Origin of the sequence: Oscillibacter acetigenes (assembly GCF_025567605.1) — a bacterium.
Classification (GTDB): domain Bacteria; phylum Bacillota; class Clostridia; order Oscillospirales; family Oscillospiraceae; genus Oscillibacter; species Oscillibacter welbionis.
Window position 1 is genome coordinate 276,700 of record NZ_JAOQKG010000003.1, and the last position, 19,822, is coordinate 296,521.

Here is a 19,822-nt window from a genome sequence, read left to right on the forward strand (position 1 = left end):
TCCAGGATTTCAGCTCCCTTCCCGGCAGCTCCTGTCGGGAAGGCAGCATCCCCACAGTTTTCCGCCGCTTCCACCCAAGAAAAGCAGCCCCGCGCCGGTCCGGCGCAGGGCTGTCATTCAGACAGGAAACGGAACGCCGGGTCCGGCGGACCTCCTCCCTCACATTTGAAATCCCTGCAGCAGCTTGGCGGTAAACGACCGCGTCAGCTCCCGGACAGAAAGCCGGACATAGCCGACGCCCGCCAGCTCCATAGCCGTACGCTGCTGCTCCGTTACTGCGGTATAGGGGTAAATACCGAACATGAACGGGAAAAAAGCATAGAGGAATCCCTGCACGTCCTCATCCGTCATCCGGGGAAAAAACTTCTCCAGGCAGTGGGTCACGGCCAGCAGGGAGCCGCCATACGCCTTCTTGAACGCCACCAGATTTTCGATCCGACTGTTGGCCTCCATATCATAGTGATTCATGGCCATCAGCTTCAGCAGCCGCTCCCGCCGCTCCAGCGTGCGGGCCAGCTCGTCGGAAAAAGCATCCACGGACAACTTCCGGTGTCCACAGCGCAGGGCGTCCAGATCCTCGATCCATGCCTCGTACTCCCGCTGGAACAGAGCCAGAAAGATCTCCTCTTTTGTCTGGAAATAGTTATAGATCGACGTTCTGGTGAAAGAGGTCTTCTCCCCGATCTCCTTCAGCGTGATCTCCTTGAAGCTCCTGGTCTCATAGAGTACGGCACAGGCATTGACAATCTCCGCTTTCCGCGCGTTCGTCAGCTCTTCTGATCCTCTCGGCATGGCAGTTCCCTCTCTTGTTTCCATGGGTTTCCGGCACGCATTCCGCGCCTATGGTCCCAGTGCTGTTCAAACACATGATACCGGTTTCCCATCGCTGTGTCAAATAGAACACGGGGCGTCCGTCCACAGCTCTCACCCAGCCGGATGTGCCGGGTATTGGGAACGCCTGCTCAAGGCCGGTGTCCTGCGGCCCCGGCGCTTCAGCACCCCGAATTCAGCACGCTTTTGGTCCAGGCGGCCGCATCCATGTGGTTGAGCAGCTTGCCCTTCTTCCAGTTGGCCTGGGGACAGTGGGACTTCAGGCTCCGCTCCGCCTTCTCGATCCCGCTGCCGCCGGAGGTGGCGAAGGGAATCACCGTCTTGCCGGAAAAATCAGATCTCTCCAGGAACGTGTCCACGATACGGGGCTCCACATACCACCAGATGGGGAAGCCGACGAACACGGTGTCGTACTGGTCCAGATCCGCCGCCGGTGCCGCGATGGCGGGGCGGCAGGCTGGATCGTTCATCTCCAGCGTGCTGCGGCTCTTCTGGTCCATCCAGTTCAGGTCCGCAGCGGTATAGGGCTCTGCCGGACAAATCTCATACAGATCCGCTCCAGCGGCCTTTGCCATCTCCTTCGCCGTGCGGGCCGTGACGCCGCTGGCGGAAAAATAGGCGATCAATATCTTGCTCATTGCAGGTTGCTCCTTTCAATGCTTACAGTTCGGTCAGATCATACGCCCGGGAGCCGAAGCCCAATTCCGCTGCGGCCTCGATGGTGTGGATGCCGTTGCGGCTGTTCACCCGCTCCATGAAGTGTTCCCTGCCCGGATCATCGGATTGCATTACCAGGTCAATACAGGCCTGGTCGATGGCCACTGGGTCCAGAGAGGCCAGGATGCCGATGTCCTTCATGCAGGGATCCTCGGCCACGGCGCAGCAGTCGCAGTCCACGGACAGGTTCTTCATCACATTGATGAAGGCAATCTTGCCCCGAAAGTGCTCTATCACGCTGGAGGCAGCATCCGCCATGGCCTCTGGAAAGACCACGGAGCTGGCGTGCTGCTCCCAGGTCTTGAAGCGGTCATCGGTTTTCCCGGCGGAGTGGATCAGCGCCTTCCCCGCCCGGGAGGCGCAGCCGATGGCCAGTTGCTTCAGGGCGCCGCCGTAGCCGCCCATGGGGTGGCCCTTGAAGTGGGCCAGCACCAGCATGGAGTCATAATGCAGGATGTGTTTGCCCACGTGGTTCTCCTTCAGGACCTTGCCATTGGGGATGGGCCACACCACGTCGGGGCCCTCGGCGTCCATCAGGTCCACGTCGAAGTACTTGGTCCAGCCATGCTCCTGCAGCAGCTTCCGGTGGGACTCCGTATGATCCCGGACACCGCCGGCCGCATCACCATAGGCGGTATTGCACTCCACGATGGTGCCGTGGACCTCCTCTACCATGGGACACCAGAATTCCGGACGCAGGAAATTCTGGTTGCCCTTCTCCCCGGAGTGGACCTTCACGGCCACCTTGCCGGGCAGCTCCACGCCCAGGGCACGATACAGCTCCACTACTTTTTCAGGCGTGATCTCCCTTGTGAAATAGACATTCGCTCTCATATTGCAGGTCTCCTTATTGACATAGTGTCAGTATCTGCATTATAGCCGTATTCTGACACGATGTCAATAGATTTTCAACAGAAATTCCGCTCTCCACCCAGGTGATTCCCAGGATAGCCTTCTGTGTGTCATCCGTTTCTTGCATTTAAAAAATTTTTGAATAAAATGTTAACTTTTTTCTGTTTGAGGACAGAAAAATTAACCTGTGTTAATGCAATCTTCCCTGCAATTTTGTATAATTGCGGCGAAAGAAAGGAAGATGCGATGCATATTCAGGATTGTTTGGAGGAGATCCTCCACCTTGAGGATACAGATCTGGCCGCCAGTCTCGCAGATGCCTCAAGGCTTTTTTCCTGCAAAAAGAGGCAGCTTGTCGCCAAGCCGGACGCCTGCTCTGACTGGATCCCGTTTCTGGTCAGCGGAGTCATTCGGGGTTACCTGACGGATGAAAAAGGGCGGGATATCACGGATTGCTTCCTCTACCGGCCTGGAGAGGCCGTGCTGAGTCTCAGCATCTTGACAGCTTCCTTCCCGATCAACTTTGAGGCGGTGACGGACTGTGTGCTCTTGTCCATCCCTACCCAGCTCCTTGCGGAGCAGTTCCAGCAGTCCGCAGAGCTGCAGCAGCTGTATAGTTCTTACCTGCTGGAGAAACTGAAGCTGGAACGGGAGCTGAAGCTCCTTCTCGGCATCAGCTCCGCCATGGAGCGGTACCAGTGGTTTCTCCGCCGCTATCCCGAGCTGGCGGACGTGGTCAGCATCAAGCACATCGCATCCTTTTTATGTATGTCCCCAGTGTCTCTGAGCCGCCTGCGCGGGCAGCTGCGCAAGCGCGGCGAGGAGCCTCCGGTCAAGCAGAGCCGACTCTCAGAAAAGAGCGGGCTCTTTTGATGTCCGCCGCCAGAATATGGGCGGCCCAGCTTGTGGAAGATGTTCTCCCGCGCTCCCCGGCGGAACAGCGGGAGCTTCTTGAATACGGCCCTGCGGCCAACGGAAAGAAGGCGATCCCCGGAACTGAGTGACTTCCCCCTGCACCTGTGTGAAATTAGGAAAGACCAAGGAGAAAGCGAAATGAAAAAGAGATTTTTTGCACTGTTCCTGACCATGGCGCTGCTGCTGCCCGCCGTGCTGCTGTCCGGCTGCGCATCTGCCGACAGCGGCATCATGGACACCGCGAATCTGAACGCCACCGCTGCCGGCGGCGACAGCAGCCTGCCTGTCGTGACCTGGAAGATGGGTTCCGTTTGGGGCGCTGGTAACGTCCACTTCACCGTGGACCAGCGCTTCGCGGAGCTGGTGAGCCAGCTGACCGACGGCCGGTTCATCATTACCAATTACTCCGAGGGCGAACTGTGCTCCGCCAGCCAGCTGTTCGACTTTGTCAGCCAGGGCACCGTGGAGTGCGGCGGCGACTGGGGCGGCTACTGGTCCGGCAAGGACACGGCCTTTGAGCTGCTGTCCACTATCATGGACGACTTCACCGCCCTGGACTACTACACCTGGATCTATGAGGCCGGCGGAATGGACTGCTATAAGGAGATGTACGGCCAGTACAACATGGAGTACTTCCCGCTGGTTACCAACCCCTCCGAGTCCGGCATCCGCTCCGTGTCCCCCATCACCTCCATCGAGGATATGCAGCACATGAAGATCCGCCTGGGCGGCGTCATGGCCGGCAAGGCAGCGCAGAAGCTGGGTATCAACATCACCACCGTGGCCGCCTCCGAGCTGTATGAGTCCCTGCAGCGCGGCGTGATCGACGGCGGCGAGTTCTCCGGCCCCAAGGCCGACGACTCCCTGAAGCTGCAGGAGGTCGCCCCCTACTGGTGCGCCCCCGCCTGGTATCAGTCCGCCGGTGTCAACGGCGTCATGGTGAACAAACAGGCCTGGGAAAGCCTGCCTGAGGCCTATCAGGTGGCCTTTGAGAGCGCCGCCCGCCTCTGCTGCGGTGAGCAGCTCTCCCGTTACATCTACAATGATATGACCGTCACCAATCAGATGATCGAGGATCAGGGCGTCACGGTCACCAGCCTGTCCGACGAGGACATGCAGCTTATCCGCGAAACCTGCATCGAGACCTATAAGGAGGAGTGCGAGATCAACCCCAACTTCAAGATGGTCTATGAGTCCATGCAGGCCTACCGTGAGACTGCCAACAACTACCGCGACTGGACCGGCGACTACGGCTTCGGCTTCAACCGCGGCGAATGAACGCCTCTTCAACAACTGATGAGAGAGTTTATGAAAGAGGTGTGAATTTCTGATGAAAGCCATCAAAGCAATCTACAATGGCATCGACAAGTTCAACGACTTCCTGGGCCGGATCTTCTCCGTCCTGTCGCTGGCAATCCTTGCCGTCATCATGTGCGAGGTCATCCTGCGCCGTATTTTCAACCGGCCGCAGATCTGGACTCAGGACCTGATCGTGATGCTGTTCGCCTGCTATATCATTCTGATCAGCGCGTACGGCCTTCAGAAAAAGGCCTTCGTGGCGGTGGACGTGGTCTACGCCATGTTCCCTGTCCGGGTCCAGCACATCCTGCATATCGTCACATACGCGATCTTCCTGGTCCCCTTCCTGATGGGTCTCGTTCCCGCCAGCTGGACCTTCTTCCTGAACGCGTATACCACCGGTGAGCAGACCTACTCCGTGTGGGCCGCGCCCACCTGGCCGGTGAAGCTCTGCCTGTTCGTGGGGCTGGTGCTGCTCGCCATCCAGGCCGTCTCTGAGATCCTCAAGCATGTGGAGGGACTCGTCACGGCTTCCGCGAACGGAAAGGAGGCGCAGGGATGACTGCGATTTTGGAACAACTGCAGGGGCTGGTTGCAGCCGCTGAGATCCCCGCCGGCACGCTTGGCGTGGCGCTGATCCTCGGCCTGTTCGGCCTGATGGTCGTGGGCCTTGTCCTGGGCCAGGAGCTGGCCTTCGTGCTGGGCGGCGCCGGCGTCATCGTCGGCTGGCTGGCCTGGGGTACCCCCGGCGTCACCATCGCCATGACAAAGATCTACGACCAGATGCAAAGCTACTCCATGGTGGCCATCCCTATGTTCGTGCTGATGGCCAACTTCCTGACCCACTCCAAGGTGGCGGACGGCCTGTTTGAGTCCATCCGTTACCTGCTGGGGCCCCTGAAGGGCGGACTGGGTCTGGCCGTGATCCTGGTTTCCACCGTGTTCGCCGCCACCACCGGCATCGTGGGCGCCTCCGTTGTCACCATGGGCATGCTGTCTCTCCCCGTGCTGCTGCGCAGCGGCTACAAACCCTCCCTGGCCTGCGGCATGGTGTGCGCCGGCGGCTCCCTGGGCATTCTGATCCCGCCCTCCATCATGCTGGTCTCCATGGGCTCTTACGCAGAGGTCTCCGTCGGCAAGATCTTCTTCGCCGCCATGGTCCCCGGTCTGAGCCTGTCCCTGGGATACATCATCTACCTGATGGTGGTCTGCCACATCCATCCCGACTGGGGCCCGGCCATGAGTCCCGAGGAGCTGGCGGAGATGCCCCTGAAGAAGCGCATCACCGGCTCCCTGATCAACCTGATCCCGCCGCTGATTCTGATCTTCGGCGTGCTGGGCTCCATCTTCGGCGGCATCGCCACCCCCACGGAGGCCGCGGGCATCGGCGCCCTGTTCTCCCTGATCCTGGCGATCTTCTACAAGCAGTTCAGCTGGAAGATGCTCTATGAGTCTCTGATCGACACCGCTAAAACCACCGCCATGGTGTTCATCATCCTCTTCGGCGCAGCTGCCTTTACCGGCGTGTTCATGTCTCTGGATGGTGACCAGATCATCGCGGACTGGGTCCTGAGCATGGGTATCGGCAAGTGGGGCGCCTTCGCCATCATGATGGTCATCATGTTCCTTCTGGGCATGTTCATCGACTGGCTGGGCATCGTCATGATCGTGTTCCCCATCTTCTTGCCGATCATGGATACCTTCGGCTTCGACCGGCTGTGGCTGGTGGCCGTCAGCGCCACGCTGCTGCAGACCTGCTTCATGACGCCGCCCTTCGGCTTCGCCCTGTTCTATGTGAAGGGCATCCTGCCTCCGAGCATCAAAATCCAGGAGGTCTACAGGGGCGTTATACCGTTCATTATCATCATCTGTATCGTGACCGCGCTCTGCGCGGTGTTCCCGCCGCTGGTCACTTGGCTGCCCAGCATGCTGGCAAGCTGATCCCCATAAGCGAAGAGGTCCGAAGGACGTACGTCCTTCGGACCTCTTTTCTCTTTTGTCCATTTCCAGCGGACGGCCGGTCTGCCGGAGACGTTACGCCCGGGTCTGAAACACCCGGCTGCGGCGGACCAGCCGCTCCACAAAGGACGTGGCCGGGTGCGCCAGGAGGCGGCTGGGCGCGTCATACTGCTGGATCTGCCCGGCGTCCATCACCAGTGTGCGGGTCCCCAGTTTCAGGGCTTCCGCGATGTCGTGGGTCACAAACAGGACGGTGATGCCGCTCTCCCGGTGGATGCGCAGGAGCTCATCCTGCAGCTGGCCCCGGGTGATCTCGTCCACCGCGCCGAAAGGCTCGTCCATCAGCAGAAGCTCCGGACCGGCGGCCAGCGCCCTGGCGATGCCCACCCGCTGGCGCTGCCCGCCGGAGAGGGCGCGGGGATACCGCCCCGCCAGCGCCGGGTCCAGCCCCACCTGCTTCAGCAGGGCAGCGACTTTTTCTCTGCACTGCTTCCCCTTCCATTCCTCCAGGCCGGAGATGGCGGGCACATAGGCAATGTTCTTCTCCACGGTCATGTGGGGAAACAGGCCCACGTTCTGGATGGCGTAGCCGATGCGGCGGCGCAGGGCCACCGGGTCGATTCGGGCCACATCCTGCCCCTGGATCAGGACTCGGCCCGTGTCCGGCGACAGCAGGCCGTTTACCAGCTTCAGCACGGTGGTCTTTCCGCAGCCGGACCGGCCGATGATCGACACAAATGCGCCCGGCTCCACATCCAAAGAGAAGTCCCGCAGAACGGTCTGGGTGCCGAAGGCCTTGGAGACGCCTTCAAAGCGAATGATCGGCTGGGTCATATCACGCCTCCAGCAGGCCCTTCTGGAGCAGGAAGTCCCTGGCCGCATCCCGCTCGTTCCGGCCCTCCACCTCCACCTGGTAGTTGAGCGCGGCCATCTCCCCATCTGAGAGAATACCGTCCATCTGCATCAGCACCTCCTCCAGACCGGGGAATTTTTCCAATGCGTCCCGGCGGACCACCGTGGAGCAAAAGTAGTTCACCTGCAGATGCTTGTCATCCTCCAGCGTCACCAGGTCTGTGTCCGGATTCGCCAGTTGGGCGTCGGTGGTGAAGGCGTTGGTCACGTCGATATCTCCGCCGGCCAGGGCCTGGTATTTCAGGCCGATGTCGATGTCCACCACATTCCGGAAGTCCAGGCCGTAAGTCTTGCACAGGGTTGGAAAGCCGTCCTCCCGCTCCAGATAGTCCGGGTTTCCGCCGAAGGTCAGCTCACCGGCCGCCCCGGCCAGGTCGCTGGTGGTCTCCAGGCCGTACTGCTCCGCCACATCGCCCCGGACGGCGACGGTGAAGGTGTTGTTGAAGCCGTACTTCCCCACCCAGGTCATGTGGAACTTCTCCTCGTACTCCTGCTGAAGCCGGGTGAACATCTCTGCATCATCCACACCCTCGGCCTGGTGGTCCAGCACCAGTACCCAACCGCTGGAGGTATACTCCGGATAGAGGTCGAACTCTCCGCTCTCCATGGCGGGCTGGATGTTGCTGGTGCCGCCGCCCACGCCCTTAGTGATCTCCACGTCATAGCCGGCCTGCTCAATGAGAAGGCCCAGCATCTCTCCCAGGATGTACTGTTCCGTCATGGGCTTGGTGGCGATCCGGACAGGGTCGCCAGAGCCGGTCTCCCCTCCGGAGGCGGCGCCTCCGCCGCAGCCGGTCAGGGTGCCCAGCATCAGGATGGCTAGGACGGCCGCCTGCAGTCGATTCAGGATGTTCATAAGTTCAGCTTCCTCTCTTTTTGAAATAGCGCTCCAGCGCGCCCAGCGCCAGATCGCAGACAATGGCCAGCAGGGCGATCAGGATGCTGCCCGCCGCCGTCATGGCCGGATCGTAAATGGTGATTCCCCGGTAGACGGCCACGCCCAGGCCACCGGCCCCCACAAAGGAGGCAATGCCAGCCACGGAGATGGTCATGACCACCATGTTCCGCACGCCCGCCAGGATGACTCCGGCGGCCATGGGCAGCTTCACCCGAAACAGCGCCTGTGTCCCCGTACTGCCCATGCCCCTGGCTGCCTCCAGAATATCCGGGTCCAGTGTGGTGAGTCCCACGTAGGTGTTGTGCACCATGGGCATGATGCCGTAAACCGTCAGGGCAATAACGGCAGTCTTGTTGCCGATCCCGCTGAAGGGGATCAGGATGCCCAGCAGGGAGATGGCGGGAATGGTGTACAGCACGTTGCAGACGCCCATCACCGGCGGCGCGATACGGGGATGCTCCGCGATCCAGATGCCTGTCAAAAGACCGATCATGCCGGACATGGCGATGGCGGTCAGAGCCAGGCCGATGTGGGCCTGCAGCAATCCCGCGAACCAGTCTGCCCGCTGGGCGTACAGGCCCAAAATCCCTTGCAGCAGTTCCATGAGCCGCTTACGGGTGCAGGCGGCGCACTGCGTCTGCCGGACAGGCCTCCGCGCAGCGGCCGCACTGGAGGCAGTGCGCCCAGTTGATGACATAGGGCGTTCCGGGAGTGATGCACTTCTGGGGACAGGCTGAGGCACAGGCGCCGCAGCCGATGCATGCATCCTGGATCACAAAGCCGTTGTACTCCTCCGTGTCCCCGCCGTAGGCAAATGTCTCCCGGCTGATGGGATAGTGGAGCAGGTCGAACCACTCGCCATGGCCCGCGTAGATGTGGAAGGCGTCCAGGATATAGCGGCTCTCACCGGGGTAGACCTCGTTCATACCGGGATTCTGCGCAAAGACCTTGTCCACCCAGCTTTTGTCCACGACCCGCAGCTTCCCGGTGAATTTCAGGGACTGGCAGTCTGGACACATGGCTGCCAGGGCGATCTCTCCCGTCTCCACCAGCTGCTTGTAGAAGGGCTTGCCTCTGGAGGTGACAATATACATCCCATCGTCCTCTGCCAGCATCACGTTGATGATCCGGGCCTGGGGATGGCCCTCCGCATCCACCGTGGCGGCGGCTGCGATCTTCACCCGGCGGAACAGGTCCACGTATTTTTTTGCTTTTTCGTTCATGGAGAACACCCTTTCGTTTTCTGATCTGTGCCCCCATGGTAGCGCGGCAGGCGGCTTTCGTAAAGTACGCACAATCTTGTGGCATAGGCACCAACAGGTAACGAATGGGCAGCTGCAAGGTATCGCGGCATTTTGAGACCGGGAAAATTTTTCCCAGGATACGGCTTCACAGGGGCGTCTGCCTTGGCGCTTCAGGAGGCTTTCCCCGCCGCAGGCAAAAAGCCAGCCCCGCGCCTGCTGAGCGCGGGGCTGGCTCTCCTGCAAGATCGCATTTGATGCCGGTGTGTTCAATGCCATCCGGAGGCTGGTGAAGATCTCCGCGGGACCTCCGCCCCGCTCAATATCCGGCCTTGCCGCTGCCGGGCTGGCCGTAGGACCTGAATCGCTCCATGACCTCCGCCATCTGCTCATCCGTCAGGATATTGGGCGTGCCGATGCACATGGTCCGGTACTGCAGCTCCGCGACGTACTCCAGATTACAGGCCAGGCCGTAAGCACTTTTGAGGTCCCTGCCGCAGGCCACCAGGCCGTGGTTGCCCAGCAGAACGGCGTCGCTGCCGCCGCAGGCCTCTATGGCGGCCTCTGCCAGCTCCGCTGTGCCGAAGAGGCGGTACGGCGCGCAGGGGACGGTGGCTGCTCCGGTGTCGCCGATTGCATAGTGGACAGCCCGAAGGGGCTGGCCCAGCACGGCAAAGGTGGTGCAGTACATGGAGTGGGTGTGCACCACGGCCCTGGCGTGGGGCTTGTGGCGATAGAACGCGGTGTGCAGCGCCCACTCGCTGGAGGGCTTGCGGACGCCGTCCACAATGTTGGCCTCCAGGTCCGTGATGACCACGTCCTCCGGCGTGGTGGAGAAATAGTCCATGCCGGAGGGGCTGATGGCCATCAGTCCCTTTTCCGCGTTGCAGACGCTGATATTGCCGCTGGTTCCCGTGCTCAGACGGTCGGTGCTCATTTTCCTGCCGTATTCAACAACCAGCTCTCTTTCCTCCTGCATCAGCATAATTTGCTGCCTCCTGTTTTCATTTTCATTTTTAATTTCTGATATAGCTGCCCGTATGATTCCGGTTTTGCGGACACGCCGGAAAAGGCGGGCGGGGCTTCCGTCCCTTGCCTGATATGCAGCAGAGCACATTTCTCCCGGCGGAGAGGACCTACCCAGATTCCTTCCACACAGCCGGATCGGCCTGCCGGGGGTGCTCTTCGGCATCCGACCCAGCGCCGCAACCGGCATACCGTCCCCCTGCGTTTTCCAATTCTTCCGCCCGGCGGCCCTTTGCCGTCAATAGAACGGCTTGACGTCAGAGTCAAAATAGTTTCCCAGCAGATACGGCACATACACGCCCTTGTCCGTCACCACGCCGGAGATCAGATGCGGCGGCACTACGTCGAAGGAGGGGTAGATGGCCTTCACCCCGGGGAGCGTGTTGGGGATCCCCCGATAAGAGAGGACTTGGGCGGGGTCCCGCATCTCGATGACGATGTCGTCCTTCGTCCGCTTCTCCCGGTCCGGGATGCCGGTGACATAGTAGGGCACCCCGAAACACTTGGCCAGGATGGCGATCTGGAAAGTGCCGATCTTGTTGGCGATATGGCCGTCCCAGGCGATGGAGTCCGCCGCTGAGGTGAAGAGGTCGATGCCCTCCCGCTCCATGGCGTAGGCGATCATATTGTCTGTCAGGACCGTGGTATCGATGCCCATCTGGGCAAAGCAGCTGGACGTGAGCCGGGCCCCCTGTAAATAAGGCCGTGTCTCCGCGCAGTAGGCCCGGAAGGTCTTGTTCTGCCGCCTGGCGGCCCGGATCACTGTGCCGATGATGGTTTCGCCGAAGCACTGGGTCAGGATGGCGCCGCCATTGGGGATCAGATTCGCCAGATAATCCCCCACCACCTGCATGGTGCTGTACCGGCGGTTCAGGGACTCCACGGTGGATGCCACGATGGCCTCCACCGGATCCCGGCCCGCAGCCAGGGTCTCCTTCGCCACATCGGCACAGCGGCAGGTGATCTGGCCGTACCGGTTGGCGGTGGTGGGCCGGGCGTGTGCCAGGTCATAGGCCGCCTGCCGCAGGAACTCCTCCTGCTCCCGTGCGCCCTTGTCCCGGACCTGCCAGGCAGCCAGGGCCATGCCCATGCCCACGGCGGTATAGGGGCCCGCGCTCTGGGTCACCATGTCCGCGATGGCCTGTACCACCTCGTGGTAGTCCGTGCACACCACGAACCGGACCTCTGTGGGATAGACCCGGCGGTCCAGAATGCGGACTTTTCCCTTCTCAAACCACGCCACATGCTCATATTGCAGCAGGAACGGCATATCCCGGTCCATACGTTCCATCTTGCCGCCTCCTTTACGCCAGTATCCCGCGGAAAGCTCTGGTCACAGCGGAGCCATTCAGGCCGCTCTCCCGCTCCCGGATTAGGAAGATACCCATTTTAATCAGGGCCCGCTCCATGGGAATCCGGATGTCCGGGTCTGTGACGGAGGTGACCTCCATGACCTTGGAGTCGCCCACCACCCGTCGGATGATCTCCGTGCCCGCATAGCCGTAGGAGTCGGCCATGACGCCGTCCAGATACGCGCGGCAGAACCCCTCCGCCCGGTACAGGGGGAAGGTCACCAGCTCGTCGTACCTGGCGGTCAGCTTCTCCGCCGTCAGGTCGCACACGCCGCGGATGGTATCCTCCAGCGCCCGGGCAGCCGCCGTGTCCTGCGGCGCGGTAAAACAGCGGTTGGCCCAGGAGAAGAACAGGTTCCCGATGACGTTGCCGATATCATATCCCATGGGACCGTAAAAGGCGAATTCCGGATCAATGACCTTTACGCCCTGTTCGTTGGCAAAGATGGAGCCGGTGTGGAGATCCCCGTGGAGCAGCGCCTGGGCGTTGTTCATGAAGCCGTTTCGGAGCCTGCCCACCTCCCTGTGAAGGGCATCATTTTCATAGAGAAAGGTCCTGACAAAGTCCTCGTTCCCGGGGGTAACGATGTTGCGGCCCTTGTAGTTCCAGTAGGGTTCCGTCAGGACCAGATCCTCCGTGATGTCGCACAGCTCCGGATTGGTGAAGAACTGCACCCGGCGCTTTTTCTCCCGGCGGTCCAGCACCAGATCCGTGGTGGGCAGCAGGGACTGGGCCAGGAAGGTGGAGATGTTCTCCGCCAGATGGCCGTATATCCTGCCCGCCAGCAGCTCCTTGCGGAGGTTCCGATAGGCGGAGATATCCTCCATGGACAGAGCCGCCATGGTCTCGTCATAGTGGTAGACCTCCGGGATGTAATCCGGCGCCAGCCGGGACTCCAGCTGCAGGGCCTGCGCCTCGATCCTGCTCCGATAGATGTCCAGCGGCCGCCCGGAGGAGCGCAGCCGCTTGTCCGCCTGCTTGACGATGACCGAGCGGCCATCCCGCAGAGAGCGGACCCGGAAGACGTAGTTGATGTTGCCGTCGCCGATCTCCGTACAGGTGGTCTCCTCATCCGGGTCGAACCGGTGAAGAACCTCTGCCGCATAGCGCTTGACGTCATCCGGCTTCATGAGGAAAAATTCGCTGAATGCAGACATGGATCAAAGGACTCCCTTCTCATTGCGGACCGAAACGGACAGGCGCGGCTTTTACCCTCTCTTTTCAACCCGGGCAGGATTTCCCGCGTGTTTGAAAATGATGGGTAGACCGGGGCAGCGCCGTTTTGCAGCGGCCAGAGCCTGCCCGGCGGCCAGGGATGATCGGCCCTTCCCCGATTGACCATAGATACTTGTTTCTCTTGCCCCGGCCTGCCGGGATATTCCCCAGGCGTTCTGCCGGACAGGCCAAGGAAGCGTGGCATCTCCCTGTCCGTGGGCGATCAACCAAATCATACCATAAGACAGGGCCATTCTCAACAATATGTCCGGTATAACCGCTTAACTTTCAGGATTTCAACCGCCTCAATCATGCACACAAGCAGCTTGCGGCCGTCCCGCCCCGGCTGTCCGGTCCGGGATGCGATGCCGCGCCATTCCCAGGCGAGGATTCTGCTGACGGGGCCGCCTGCTTCCCTCCGGTGCCAACGCACGCTCCGGCAGCCCGGTTCCGCCTGTCATCATTCTGCCGGAACTCCTCCGGCGGAAGTCCGCCAGGACAGAGATTGCCAGGAGAATCCCCGGCCGTTGTCCGTCCATGCGGCGTGGCGCACAGCCATCCGCGAAACGCGAATCGCCGCATGAACGGCAGAAAAGGCATGGCAGCTTGCCATGCCTTTTCCGGCACCGGGTCCGGGGAACCCCAAAAGCGGCATACGGACCGCATCTCCATTCTCCGGCAGAGAGCGTGCCATATCGTGCTTTGTCTCCTCCGCACACGGCCGCAGGTCAGTGTTTGCGTCCTGCCGCAGTGCCTTTCCGCCGCCAGCGGATGAGCCAGCAAAAGCCGATCAACAGCCCGGCAAAGCCGACGGCCAGAATAACGACCGCCAGAGGACCGGCCCGCTCCGTCAGGCAGAAGGTGACCGTCCCGGTCTGGCTCTCCAGCAGCAGATACTGGCCGTCCAACCGGGCATCCGTCTTGGTCCAGCCATCCTCACTCAGCACCCAGAGGTCGTACCGCTTGCCGGGGTCCGGCAGGCGGCAGTGGACCGTGTAGGCCGCCTGTTCCAGGTCCGGGTCCTCCACCGTCACGGTATAGGCGGTGCCCGCATACTCCGCGCCGCCGTCCGTCCAGGCCACCTCTTCCGTGGTGTGGGAGACCTGTGCCCGGCTGCTGAAGCTGCCGTCCACCAGGATCTCCGGCAGCTCCCCGCCATCCGTCAGGGCGGAGGTGTAGGGGGTATACTCCGCCTCCAGGGTCTGGCTGGCGGTGAGGCAGGTGTAGTCCAGATCCGGCCAGGAGGCAGAGCAGCCCTTTTTCGCCGGAATCTCCGGCAGGGCGTCAATCCCCTCTCCGTACTGGAAGGGGACGACCTCTACCACCACGCCGTCCGCCACAAAGGTCAGCTCCAGCCGGGAGAAGGATTCCGGTACGCCGGGCGTGGTGCACAGGGTGTCAAAATCCACCGGTTCAGCATGGCCGGCGTAGCTGATCCCATCCAGAGCCCCCAGTCGTTCACTGGTAAAGGTGTTGTCGGATACGGCGGCATCGGCGTCCACATCTCCCGCCACGGCGCCCAGATAGGCGGAGCCCTCTTCGATTTCCACCAGCGTATGGCAGTTTTCCAGGGTGGCTCCCAGTCCGGCCACGCCGCCGATATAATCGCCGCCGGAGAGATGACACTTGACCCAGCTGTCCCGGATGGTCCCCCAGGAGGCGCCGGCGATACCGCCTACATAACCGCCGTCCGTGCTGGCGATGTCCCCATAGTTCTCGCAGGCGCTCACCCGCCCCAGGTCCATGAGACCCACCACGCCGCCGGCATAGTCCCGTTTTCCGGTGACGCCGCCCCGGTTCATGCAGGCGCGGACCACGGCCTTCGTCTGATAGCGGAAGTCCAGGGAGCGGTCTCCCTCTTCGATCAGGTCATCCTCGGGGTCGAAGTCGTATTCAATGGCCATGGACCCTACGATGCCGGCCACGTTGATGTCTCCCTCCACGGTCCCTGTGTTCCGGGAATTGGCGACACATCCGGTATCCGGTCCACTGGTCTCCTGGTCCGAGATGTCCTCGAAACGGTCCGACAATTCCTCTCCAGTTTGCTCCAGCAGATCCCGCAGCAGATCCGTGATAACCCGGAACTGGTCTCCGATGGCTTCCAGATCGTCCAATAGTGTATCCGTGGCCGCGGACATGGTCTCCCGCAGGGCGTCGCCGTCCTCCAGCAGACCGGCAAAGACGTCCCCCAGGGCGTCCCCCTGCTCCCGAATGGCACTGTCAATGGGACGGATGGTGATGGTGGGCTCCTCGGCCAGCTCCCAAAAGACGTCGGCCAGGTCCTCGCCGAGACGGGATGCCCGGGAAGCCACTTTCTCCAACGTCCTGCCCAGGTCCCGAAACGCTTCCGCCAGGTCTCCGCCCTGTGCCAGAAGCTTTGCCAGCAGCGCTGCCGCGTCGGTGGCGTGTCCGGCGGCGGCCCGCAGGGCCTGAGCCGCCTCTCCCAGTGCCTGCCATGCGGCCGCCGCGTCCTTCCCGGCCTCTTCCAGCTCGCCGCTGTCCATGTGGGCCGCGACGGCGTTCGCCGCCTGTTCCAGCGCATCCCCCGCCCTGGCCAGTGTATCCGCCAGGGCTTGAGCCGCCTCTCCCAGCGCCGCTTCGTCGCCGCCGTTCCACAGAATGCGGGCGATCTCTGCCAGCGTGTCGGACATGTCCCCGAGGGCGGCTGCCAGGTCCCCGGCGGCAGCCCGAACCTCTTCCATGGCCTCCTGGCTCTGGAGGGCGCTGCCCAGGGCCGCGCCCAGATGCTCCAGCGCCGACAGCAGGCGGGCAACGGCCTCTTTTCCACTGGAGGCCGCCCGGCGGAGGGACTGGACTGCCGCCCGCAGCTCCTGTTCCGCCTGATCTCCCAGCCCTGATGCCGCGCCGACTTCATCCAGCGCATTCCCAAGCTCGTCGGCCAGGTCCTCCACCAGGTCCATCACATCGACGGCGTCATCCAGGATCGGCGCCAGCTGGTCGATGAGCCAGGAGATCCGGGCCGTGAGGCTGTTGAGCTCCTCGATATTCTCATTGGTCCAGTCCGCGGCGGAGTCCGCCAGATCGCCCACTGCCTCCCGGGCCTCGTCCGTCCGGGCGGAGATGGCGTCCATCCGGTCCGACAGAGCGTCGGAAGTGCCCCGCAGATCCTGCTGCGTCTGGTCCAGCAGATCCCCCAGACCGTCCAGGGCATCCAGCAACTCCCCCATCTGCCCCTGGTCATAGAGCAGCCGCACTTCCGGCTCCAGCTGACCGGCGACGCCGCCCACGTCCTTCCGGCCCAGAATGTCGCCGGAGTTGGCACAGCCGTCCAGATATCCGGACTGCCGCCCCACGATGCCGCCGATGTTGTAGCCCACGTGGTCATAGCCCACGCTGCCGGAATTGGTGCAGCTCTGGATGATACCAGAGGAATACCCGGCGACGCCGCCGATATCGGTGCATACCGGCACGTTTTCCGCCGCGTTCAGCTGTTCCCGGTTGATGGCGTCCAGATCCAGCTCCGCATCCACCTCCGTGGTGTTGATGCTGCCGCTGTTCCGGCACTGGATAACGGCGCCGTAGTTCTGCCCGGCGATGCCCCCGGCATAATGCTCTCCCGTGACGGCTCCGGAGAAAGTGCAGTTGACGATCTGTCCCGAGCTCTCGTTGATCCCCACAAGACCGCCTATGCTGTCCGCTCCCCGCACCGTCCCGTGGAAGGTGCAGCCGGCAAGAAGGCCCCGGTTGCTGCCGGCAATGCCGCCCAGGGTATTCTTCCGGTCAGAGGGATCGACCCGTCCCTCCACCGACAGATCCCGCACTACGCCGGAGGGCTGTATGTACCGGAACAGTCCCCGGACATTGCCGCTGCCCGTGATGGACAGACCGGAAATGGTGTGGCCCTGCCCCTCAAAGGTCCCCCCAAAGGTGGGGATGGGGGTGAAGTCCGTGCCGGACAGGTCGATATCCGCCTGCAGGCGGACAATTCTTCCCTGGGACCAGCTGTCCAGGGTGCAGTTCTCTGCCAGTTGGACCAGGTCCTCCGCCGTGCGGACGAAAACCGTGTCCCCGCCTTCGGCGGCCAGGGCAGCAGGCGCCGCCAGGGACGCCAGCAGCACCGCCGCCAGAAGGAAGCTCAGGCATTTATGAATCTTCCGTCTCATGGGCGGGCTCCTCCTCTTTCTGATAAGCTCCCGTCTCCAGCATTCCGGAGACGTCCCCGTAAATCACGCCCTGGATCTGGGCATCCACTACGCCGGAAATACGGCCCCGAACCCGGCCGTTGACATAGACGGTGCCATGGGCACTCCTGGCAACCTCCGGCACCTTGAGATCGAACCGGGTCCGCTCCACGATCCCGTCGCCCAGGAACAGGATCTGGGGCAGGATGAACATGACCAGGAACATGGAGATCAGCGTCCCCCGGCACAGGCACTCGCCGATGCCCACGATGGCAGGCTCTGTGGTGATTTGGGCGATGAGGAATCCGGCAGAGGACAGGATACTCCCCGAGGTCAGTACCGTGGGGAAGGACAGATTCAGCGCCTGGACGATGGCGTCCCGTCGGGACATCTCCGCCTTCAGCTCATTGTACCAGGAGGAGATCACGATGGCGTAGTCGATATTGGCGCCCATCTGGATGGCTGTCACGATCAGATAGCTCAGGAAGAAAATGGGCTTCTGGGCCATGCCGGGGAAGGAAAAATTGATCCAGATGCTGCCCTGGATCACCAAAATCAGCAGGATCGGCAGTCCCACAGACTGGAAGGTGAACAGCAGCACGATGATGACGAACACCACCGACAGGACACTGATCATGATGTTATCCCGGGCAAAGGAGACGGACAGGTCATAGTCGCTGGTGGAATCCCCCACCAGATAGACGCTGTCCGCGTCGTAGTACCGCTCCGCCTCCCGGTGGATGGTCTGGAGGAAAGCAAAGGTCTCCGCCCCCTCCTCCGGCAGGTTCAGATTGATGAGCATACGGGTGTAGTTTTCCCCCAGCATCTGGACCCGGGCGTTGTCGAGCTGTTCATAGAGATCGTCCAGGTCCGCCTGCTGCCCCTCGTCCAGATCCACATAGCCCTCCTCCGCCTTGTCGTAGGCGAAGAAAAACATATCCATCAGAGGGACCGCATAGTCGTCCAGACCGCCCACGATCCGGCCGTAGGCCTCCTCCTCCGCCGCGTAGGCAGTGTACAGCAGGCAGACGAGCTCGTAGTCCAGGTCTGTCATTTCGGAAAACTGCCGGGGCGTCAGGGCATCGGTGAGGGTGTGTCCGTCCATCACCTCGATATTGGAGAGGCCCATGGCGTAGTCCACCTGATCGCAGGCCTCCAGCCGTTCCAGCAGGGCTTTCTCACTGTCATAGTCTCCCCGGGGCACCAGCAGAGCGATCACGTTCTGGGTGCCGAAGGTGTCGCTGACCCGCTGCTCCGCCACCTGGGACTCGTTCTGCCGCGCAGTCTCGATCTGGGTATAGCCGTACACATAGGGGCACCGGTTGGAGAGGAAAAAGCCCCCCACCAGGGCCACAATGAACAGCGGCACTCCCACATGGCGCAGCTTCAGGACAAATCCGCCCCAGCGGTCGATCCTGGGGATGAAGCTGCGGTGGCGGGTCCTCTCCATCGCCTTGGAAAAGAGCATCAGCAACCCCGGCATCAGGGTGAACACCGACAGCATACTGAACAGAATGGACTTGATCAGCACGATGCCCATGTCGAAGCCGATCTGAAACTGCATGAACATCATGGCCGCCAGGCCGGAGATGGTGGTGAGGCTGCTGGCGGAGATGGAGGGAATGGCGGCGCTGACCGCCGCAATGCACGCCTCCCGGTCTCCGGCGTGCTCCCGCTCCTCCAGGAAGCGGTGCAGCATGATGATGGCATAGTCGATGGCCAGAGCCAGCTGGAGCACCACCGTCACAGAGTTGGAGACAAAGGAGATCTCTCCGAAGATGAAGTTCGTGCCCAGATTCAGCAGGGCCGCCGCGATAAAGGTCAGCAGCAGCACCGGAATCTCCGCATAGGAGCGGGAAGTCAGCAGCAGCACCAGCACGATGATAACCGCCGCTACCGCCAGGATGATCCCCATCTCATCGGCCAGGGAGTCCGCCTGGGAATCCCCCACAGAGCTGTCTATATAAAAGTCATAGGGGGCCAGCAGCTCCCGGATGGCCTCCATGGCGGCCAGGGCGGATTCGTCATCCTCCTCCCCCGCAAAGGTCACGGAGATCAGCGCGTCCGCGCCCTTGAAATACGATGCGATGTCCTCCGGCGTCTCGGCCTCCCCGTCCTCCTCTGCGCCGATGCTGTCTCCCAGGGACGCGGAGGAGACGCCCTCGATCTCCCCGATCTGTTCCGCCAGATCCTCCGCGATGCCCCGCGTCACGTGGGACACCATCACCCGGGCGGTACCGAAGGTGGTGAATTCCTCCTCCATCAGGGTCAGCCCCTGGCGGGTCTCTGTGGAGTCCGGCAGGTACTCCGTGATGTCGTTGCAGACGCTGACCCAGTTCCGGGAGAACAGGCAGAACAGCAGCGCACACGCGTACAGGAAAAAGATCAGCTTCCGCTTATCCACGATCACCGTGGCCAGCCGCACAAAAAAGGATGGTTTTTCAGTGTCTTTGCGCACAGTT

General features: G+C 61.9%; 16 protein-coding genes. 4 read left to right on the forward strand and 12 right to left on the reverse strand.

The window, feature by feature from the left end; all coding sequences use genetic code 11:
* Positions 1-159: 159 nt before the first annotated feature.
* The 3 genes from OCV80_RS08135 to OCV80_RS08145 form a co-directional block, all read right to left on the reverse strand.
* The gene (locus tag OCV80_RS08135) at positions 160-792 is read right to left on the reverse strand and encodes a TetR/AcrR family transcriptional regulator (RefSeq protein ID WP_119310913.1); all 633 of its coding nucleotides are present in this window, start codon (positions 790-792) and stop codon (positions 160-162) included.
* Between the two features lie 200 nt (positions 793-992).
* On the reverse strand, positions 993-1,469 hold the full coding sequence (locus tag OCV80_RS08140) for a flavodoxin (RefSeq protein WP_021748829.1): 477 nt from the start codon (positions 1,467-1,469) through the stop codon (positions 993-995).
* Positions 1,470-1,491: 22 nt separating this feature from the next.
* Positions 1,492-2,382, reverse strand: a complete 891-nt coding sequence (locus OCV80_RS08145) for a DUF362 domain-containing protein (protein WP_119310912.1) — start codon at positions 2,380-2,382, stop codon at positions 1,492-1,494.
* Between the two features lie 264 nt (positions 2,383-2,646).
* Here OCV80_RS08145 and OCV80_RS08150 point away from each other — a divergent pair, with 264 nt between their 5' ends.
* From OCV80_RS08150 to OCV80_RS08165, 4 genes are all read left to right on the forward strand, one after another.
* Positions 2,647-3,273 carry a Crp/Fnr family transcriptional regulator gene (locus tag OCV80_RS08150; RefSeq protein WP_021748832.1) on the forward strand — a complete coding sequence of 209 codons (627 nt, stop codon included), beginning with the start codon at positions 2,647-2,649 and terminating at the stop codon, positions 3,271-3,273.
* 180 nt (positions 3,274-3,453) lie between these two features.
* A complete protein-coding gene (locus OCV80_RS08155; RefSeq protein ID WP_021748834.1) occupies positions 3,454-4,593 on the forward strand; it encodes a TRAP transporter substrate-binding protein in 1,140 nt (379 codons plus the stop codon).
* Positions 4,594-4,645: 52 nt separating this feature from the next.
* Positions 4,646-5,176, forward strand: coding sequence for a TRAP transporter small permease subunit (locus OCV80_RS08160; protein WP_021748835.1), 531 nt, complete (start codon positions 4,646-4,648; stop codon positions 5,174-5,176).
* On the forward strand, positions 5,173-6,555 hold the full coding sequence (locus tag OCV80_RS08165) for a TRAP transporter large permease (protein WP_197714238.1): 1,383 nt from the start codon (positions 5,173-5,175) through the stop codon (positions 6,553-6,555). Before OCV80_RS08160 ends, OCV80_RS08165 begins: the two co-directional genes overlap by 4 nt.
* A 93-nt stretch (positions 6,556-6,648) precedes the next feature.
* On the opposite strand, the gene OCV80_RS08170 is transcribed toward OCV80_RS08165, so the two are convergent.
* The 9 genes from OCV80_RS08170 to OCV80_RS08210 form a co-directional block, all read right to left on the reverse strand.
* The gene (locus OCV80_RS08170) at positions 6,649-7,407 is read right to left on the reverse strand and encodes an ATP-binding cassette domain-containing protein (protein WP_256264479.1); all 759 of its coding nucleotides are present in this window, start codon (positions 7,405-7,407) and stop codon (positions 6,649-6,651) included.
* Between the two features lies 1 nt (position 7,408).
* Entirely contained in the window at positions 7,409-8,341 is a 933-nt protein-coding gene (locus OCV80_RS08175) for a glycine betaine ABC transporter substrate-binding protein (protein WP_021748838.1), read from the reverse strand.
* A gap of 4 nt (positions 8,342-8,345) precedes the next feature.
* The gene (locus tag OCV80_RS08180) at positions 8,346-8,987 is read right to left on the reverse strand and encodes an ABC transporter permease (RefSeq protein WP_119310908.1); all 642 of its coding nucleotides are present in this window, start codon (positions 8,985-8,987) and stop codon (positions 8,346-8,348) included.
* Between the two features lie 7 nt (positions 8,988-8,994).
* Complete coding sequence (locus tag OCV80_RS08185; RefSeq protein ID WP_021748840.1) at positions 8,995-9,606, reverse strand: 4Fe-4S binding protein; 612 nt, start codon at positions 9,604-9,606, stop codon at positions 8,995-8,997.
* Positions 9,607-9,943: 337 nt separating this feature from the next.
* Positions 9,944-10,609 (reverse strand): class II aldolase/adducin family protein, encoded by a 666-nt coding sequence (locus OCV80_RS08190; RefSeq protein WP_025544432.1) that lies wholly within the window; start codon positions 10,607-10,609, stop codon positions 9,944-9,946.
* A gap of 279 nt (positions 10,610-10,888) precedes the next feature.
* The gene (locus OCV80_RS08195; protein WP_119310907.1) at positions 10,889-11,941 is read right to left on the reverse strand and encodes an S-methyl-5-thioribose-1-phosphate isomerase; all 1,053 of its coding nucleotides are present in this window, start codon (positions 11,939-11,941) and stop codon (positions 10,889-10,891) included.
* A gap of 13 nt (positions 11,942-11,954) precedes the next feature.
* The gene (gene mtnK / locus OCV80_RS08200) at positions 11,955-13,160 is read right to left on the reverse strand and encodes an S-methyl-5-thioribose kinase (RefSeq protein WP_025544433.1); all 1,206 of its coding nucleotides are present in this window, start codon (positions 13,158-13,160) and stop codon (positions 11,955-11,957) included.
* A gap of 786 nt (positions 13,161-13,946) precedes the next feature.
* A complete protein-coding gene (locus OCV80_RS08205; RefSeq protein ID WP_267288346.1) occupies positions 13,947-17,342 on the reverse strand; it encodes a GLUG motif-containing protein in 3,396 nt (1,131 codons plus the stop codon).
* A complete protein-coding gene (locus OCV80_RS08210; RefSeq protein ID WP_025545143.1) occupies positions 17,323-19,818 on the reverse strand; it encodes an efflux RND transporter permease subunit in 2,496 nt (831 codons plus the stop codon). Before OCV80_RS08210 ends, OCV80_RS08205 begins: the two co-directional genes overlap by 20 nt.
* Positions 19,819-19,822 lie beyond the last annotated feature (4 nt).

Excerpts from the sequence above, each read along its gene's own strand:
- OCV80_RS08135 (WP_119310913.1), bottom strand. The coding sequence starts at position 792 with ATGCCGAGAGGATCAGAAGAGCTGACGAACGCGCGGAAAGCGGAGATT.
- OCV80_RS08140 (WP_021748829.1), bottom strand. The coding sequence starts at position 1,469 with ATGAGCAAGATATTGATCGCCTATTTTTCCGCCAGCGGCGTCACGGCC.
- OCV80_RS08145 (WP_119310912.1), bottom strand. The coding sequence starts at position 2,382 with ATGAGAGCGAATGTCTATTTCACAAGGGAGATCACGCCTGAAAAAGTA.
- OCV80_RS08150 (WP_021748832.1), top strand. The coding sequence starts at position 2,647 with ATGCATATTCAGGATTGTTTGGAGGAGATCCTCCACCTTGAGGATACA.
- OCV80_RS08155 (WP_021748834.1), top strand. The coding sequence starts at position 3,454 with ATGAAAAAGAGATTTTTTGCACTGTTCCTGACCATGGCGCTGCTGCTG.
- OCV80_RS08160 (WP_021748835.1), top strand. The coding sequence starts at position 4,646 with ATGAAAGCCATCAAAGCAATCTACAATGGCATCGACAAGTTCAACGAC.
- OCV80_RS08165 (WP_197714238.1), top strand. The coding sequence starts at position 5,173 with ATGACTGCGATTTTGGAACAACTGCAGGGGCTGGTTGCAGCCGCTGAG.
- OCV80_RS08170 (WP_256264479.1), bottom strand. The coding sequence starts at position 7,407 with ATGACCCAGCCGATCATTCGCTTTGAAGGCGTCTCCAAGGCCTTCGGC.
- OCV80_RS08175 (WP_021748838.1), bottom strand. The coding sequence starts at position 8,341 with ATGAACATCCTGAATCGACTGCAGGCGGCCGTCCTAGCCATCCTGATG.
- OCV80_RS08180 (WP_119310908.1), bottom strand. The coding sequence starts at position 8,987 with ATGGAACTGCTGCAAGGGATTTTGGGCCTGTACGCCCAGCGGGCAGAC.
- OCV80_RS08185 (WP_021748840.1), bottom strand. The coding sequence starts at position 9,606 with ATGAACGAAAAAGCAAAAAAATACGTGGACCTGTTCCGCCGGGTGAAG.
- OCV80_RS08190 (WP_025544432.1), bottom strand. The coding sequence starts at position 10,609 with ATGCTGATGCAGGAGGAAAGAGAGCTGGTTGTTGAATACGGCAGGAAA.
- OCV80_RS08195 (WP_119310907.1), bottom strand. The coding sequence starts at position 11,941 with ATGGAACGTATGGACCGGGATATGCCGTTCCTGCTGCAATATGAGCAT.
- mtnK (WP_025544433.1), bottom strand. The coding sequence starts at position 13,160 with ATGTCTGCATTCAGCGAATTTTTCCTCATGAAGCCGGATGACGTCAAG.
- OCV80_RS08205 (WP_267288346.1), bottom strand. The coding sequence starts at position 17,342 with ATGAGACGGAAGATTCATAAATGCCTGAGCTTCCTTCTGGCGGCGGTG.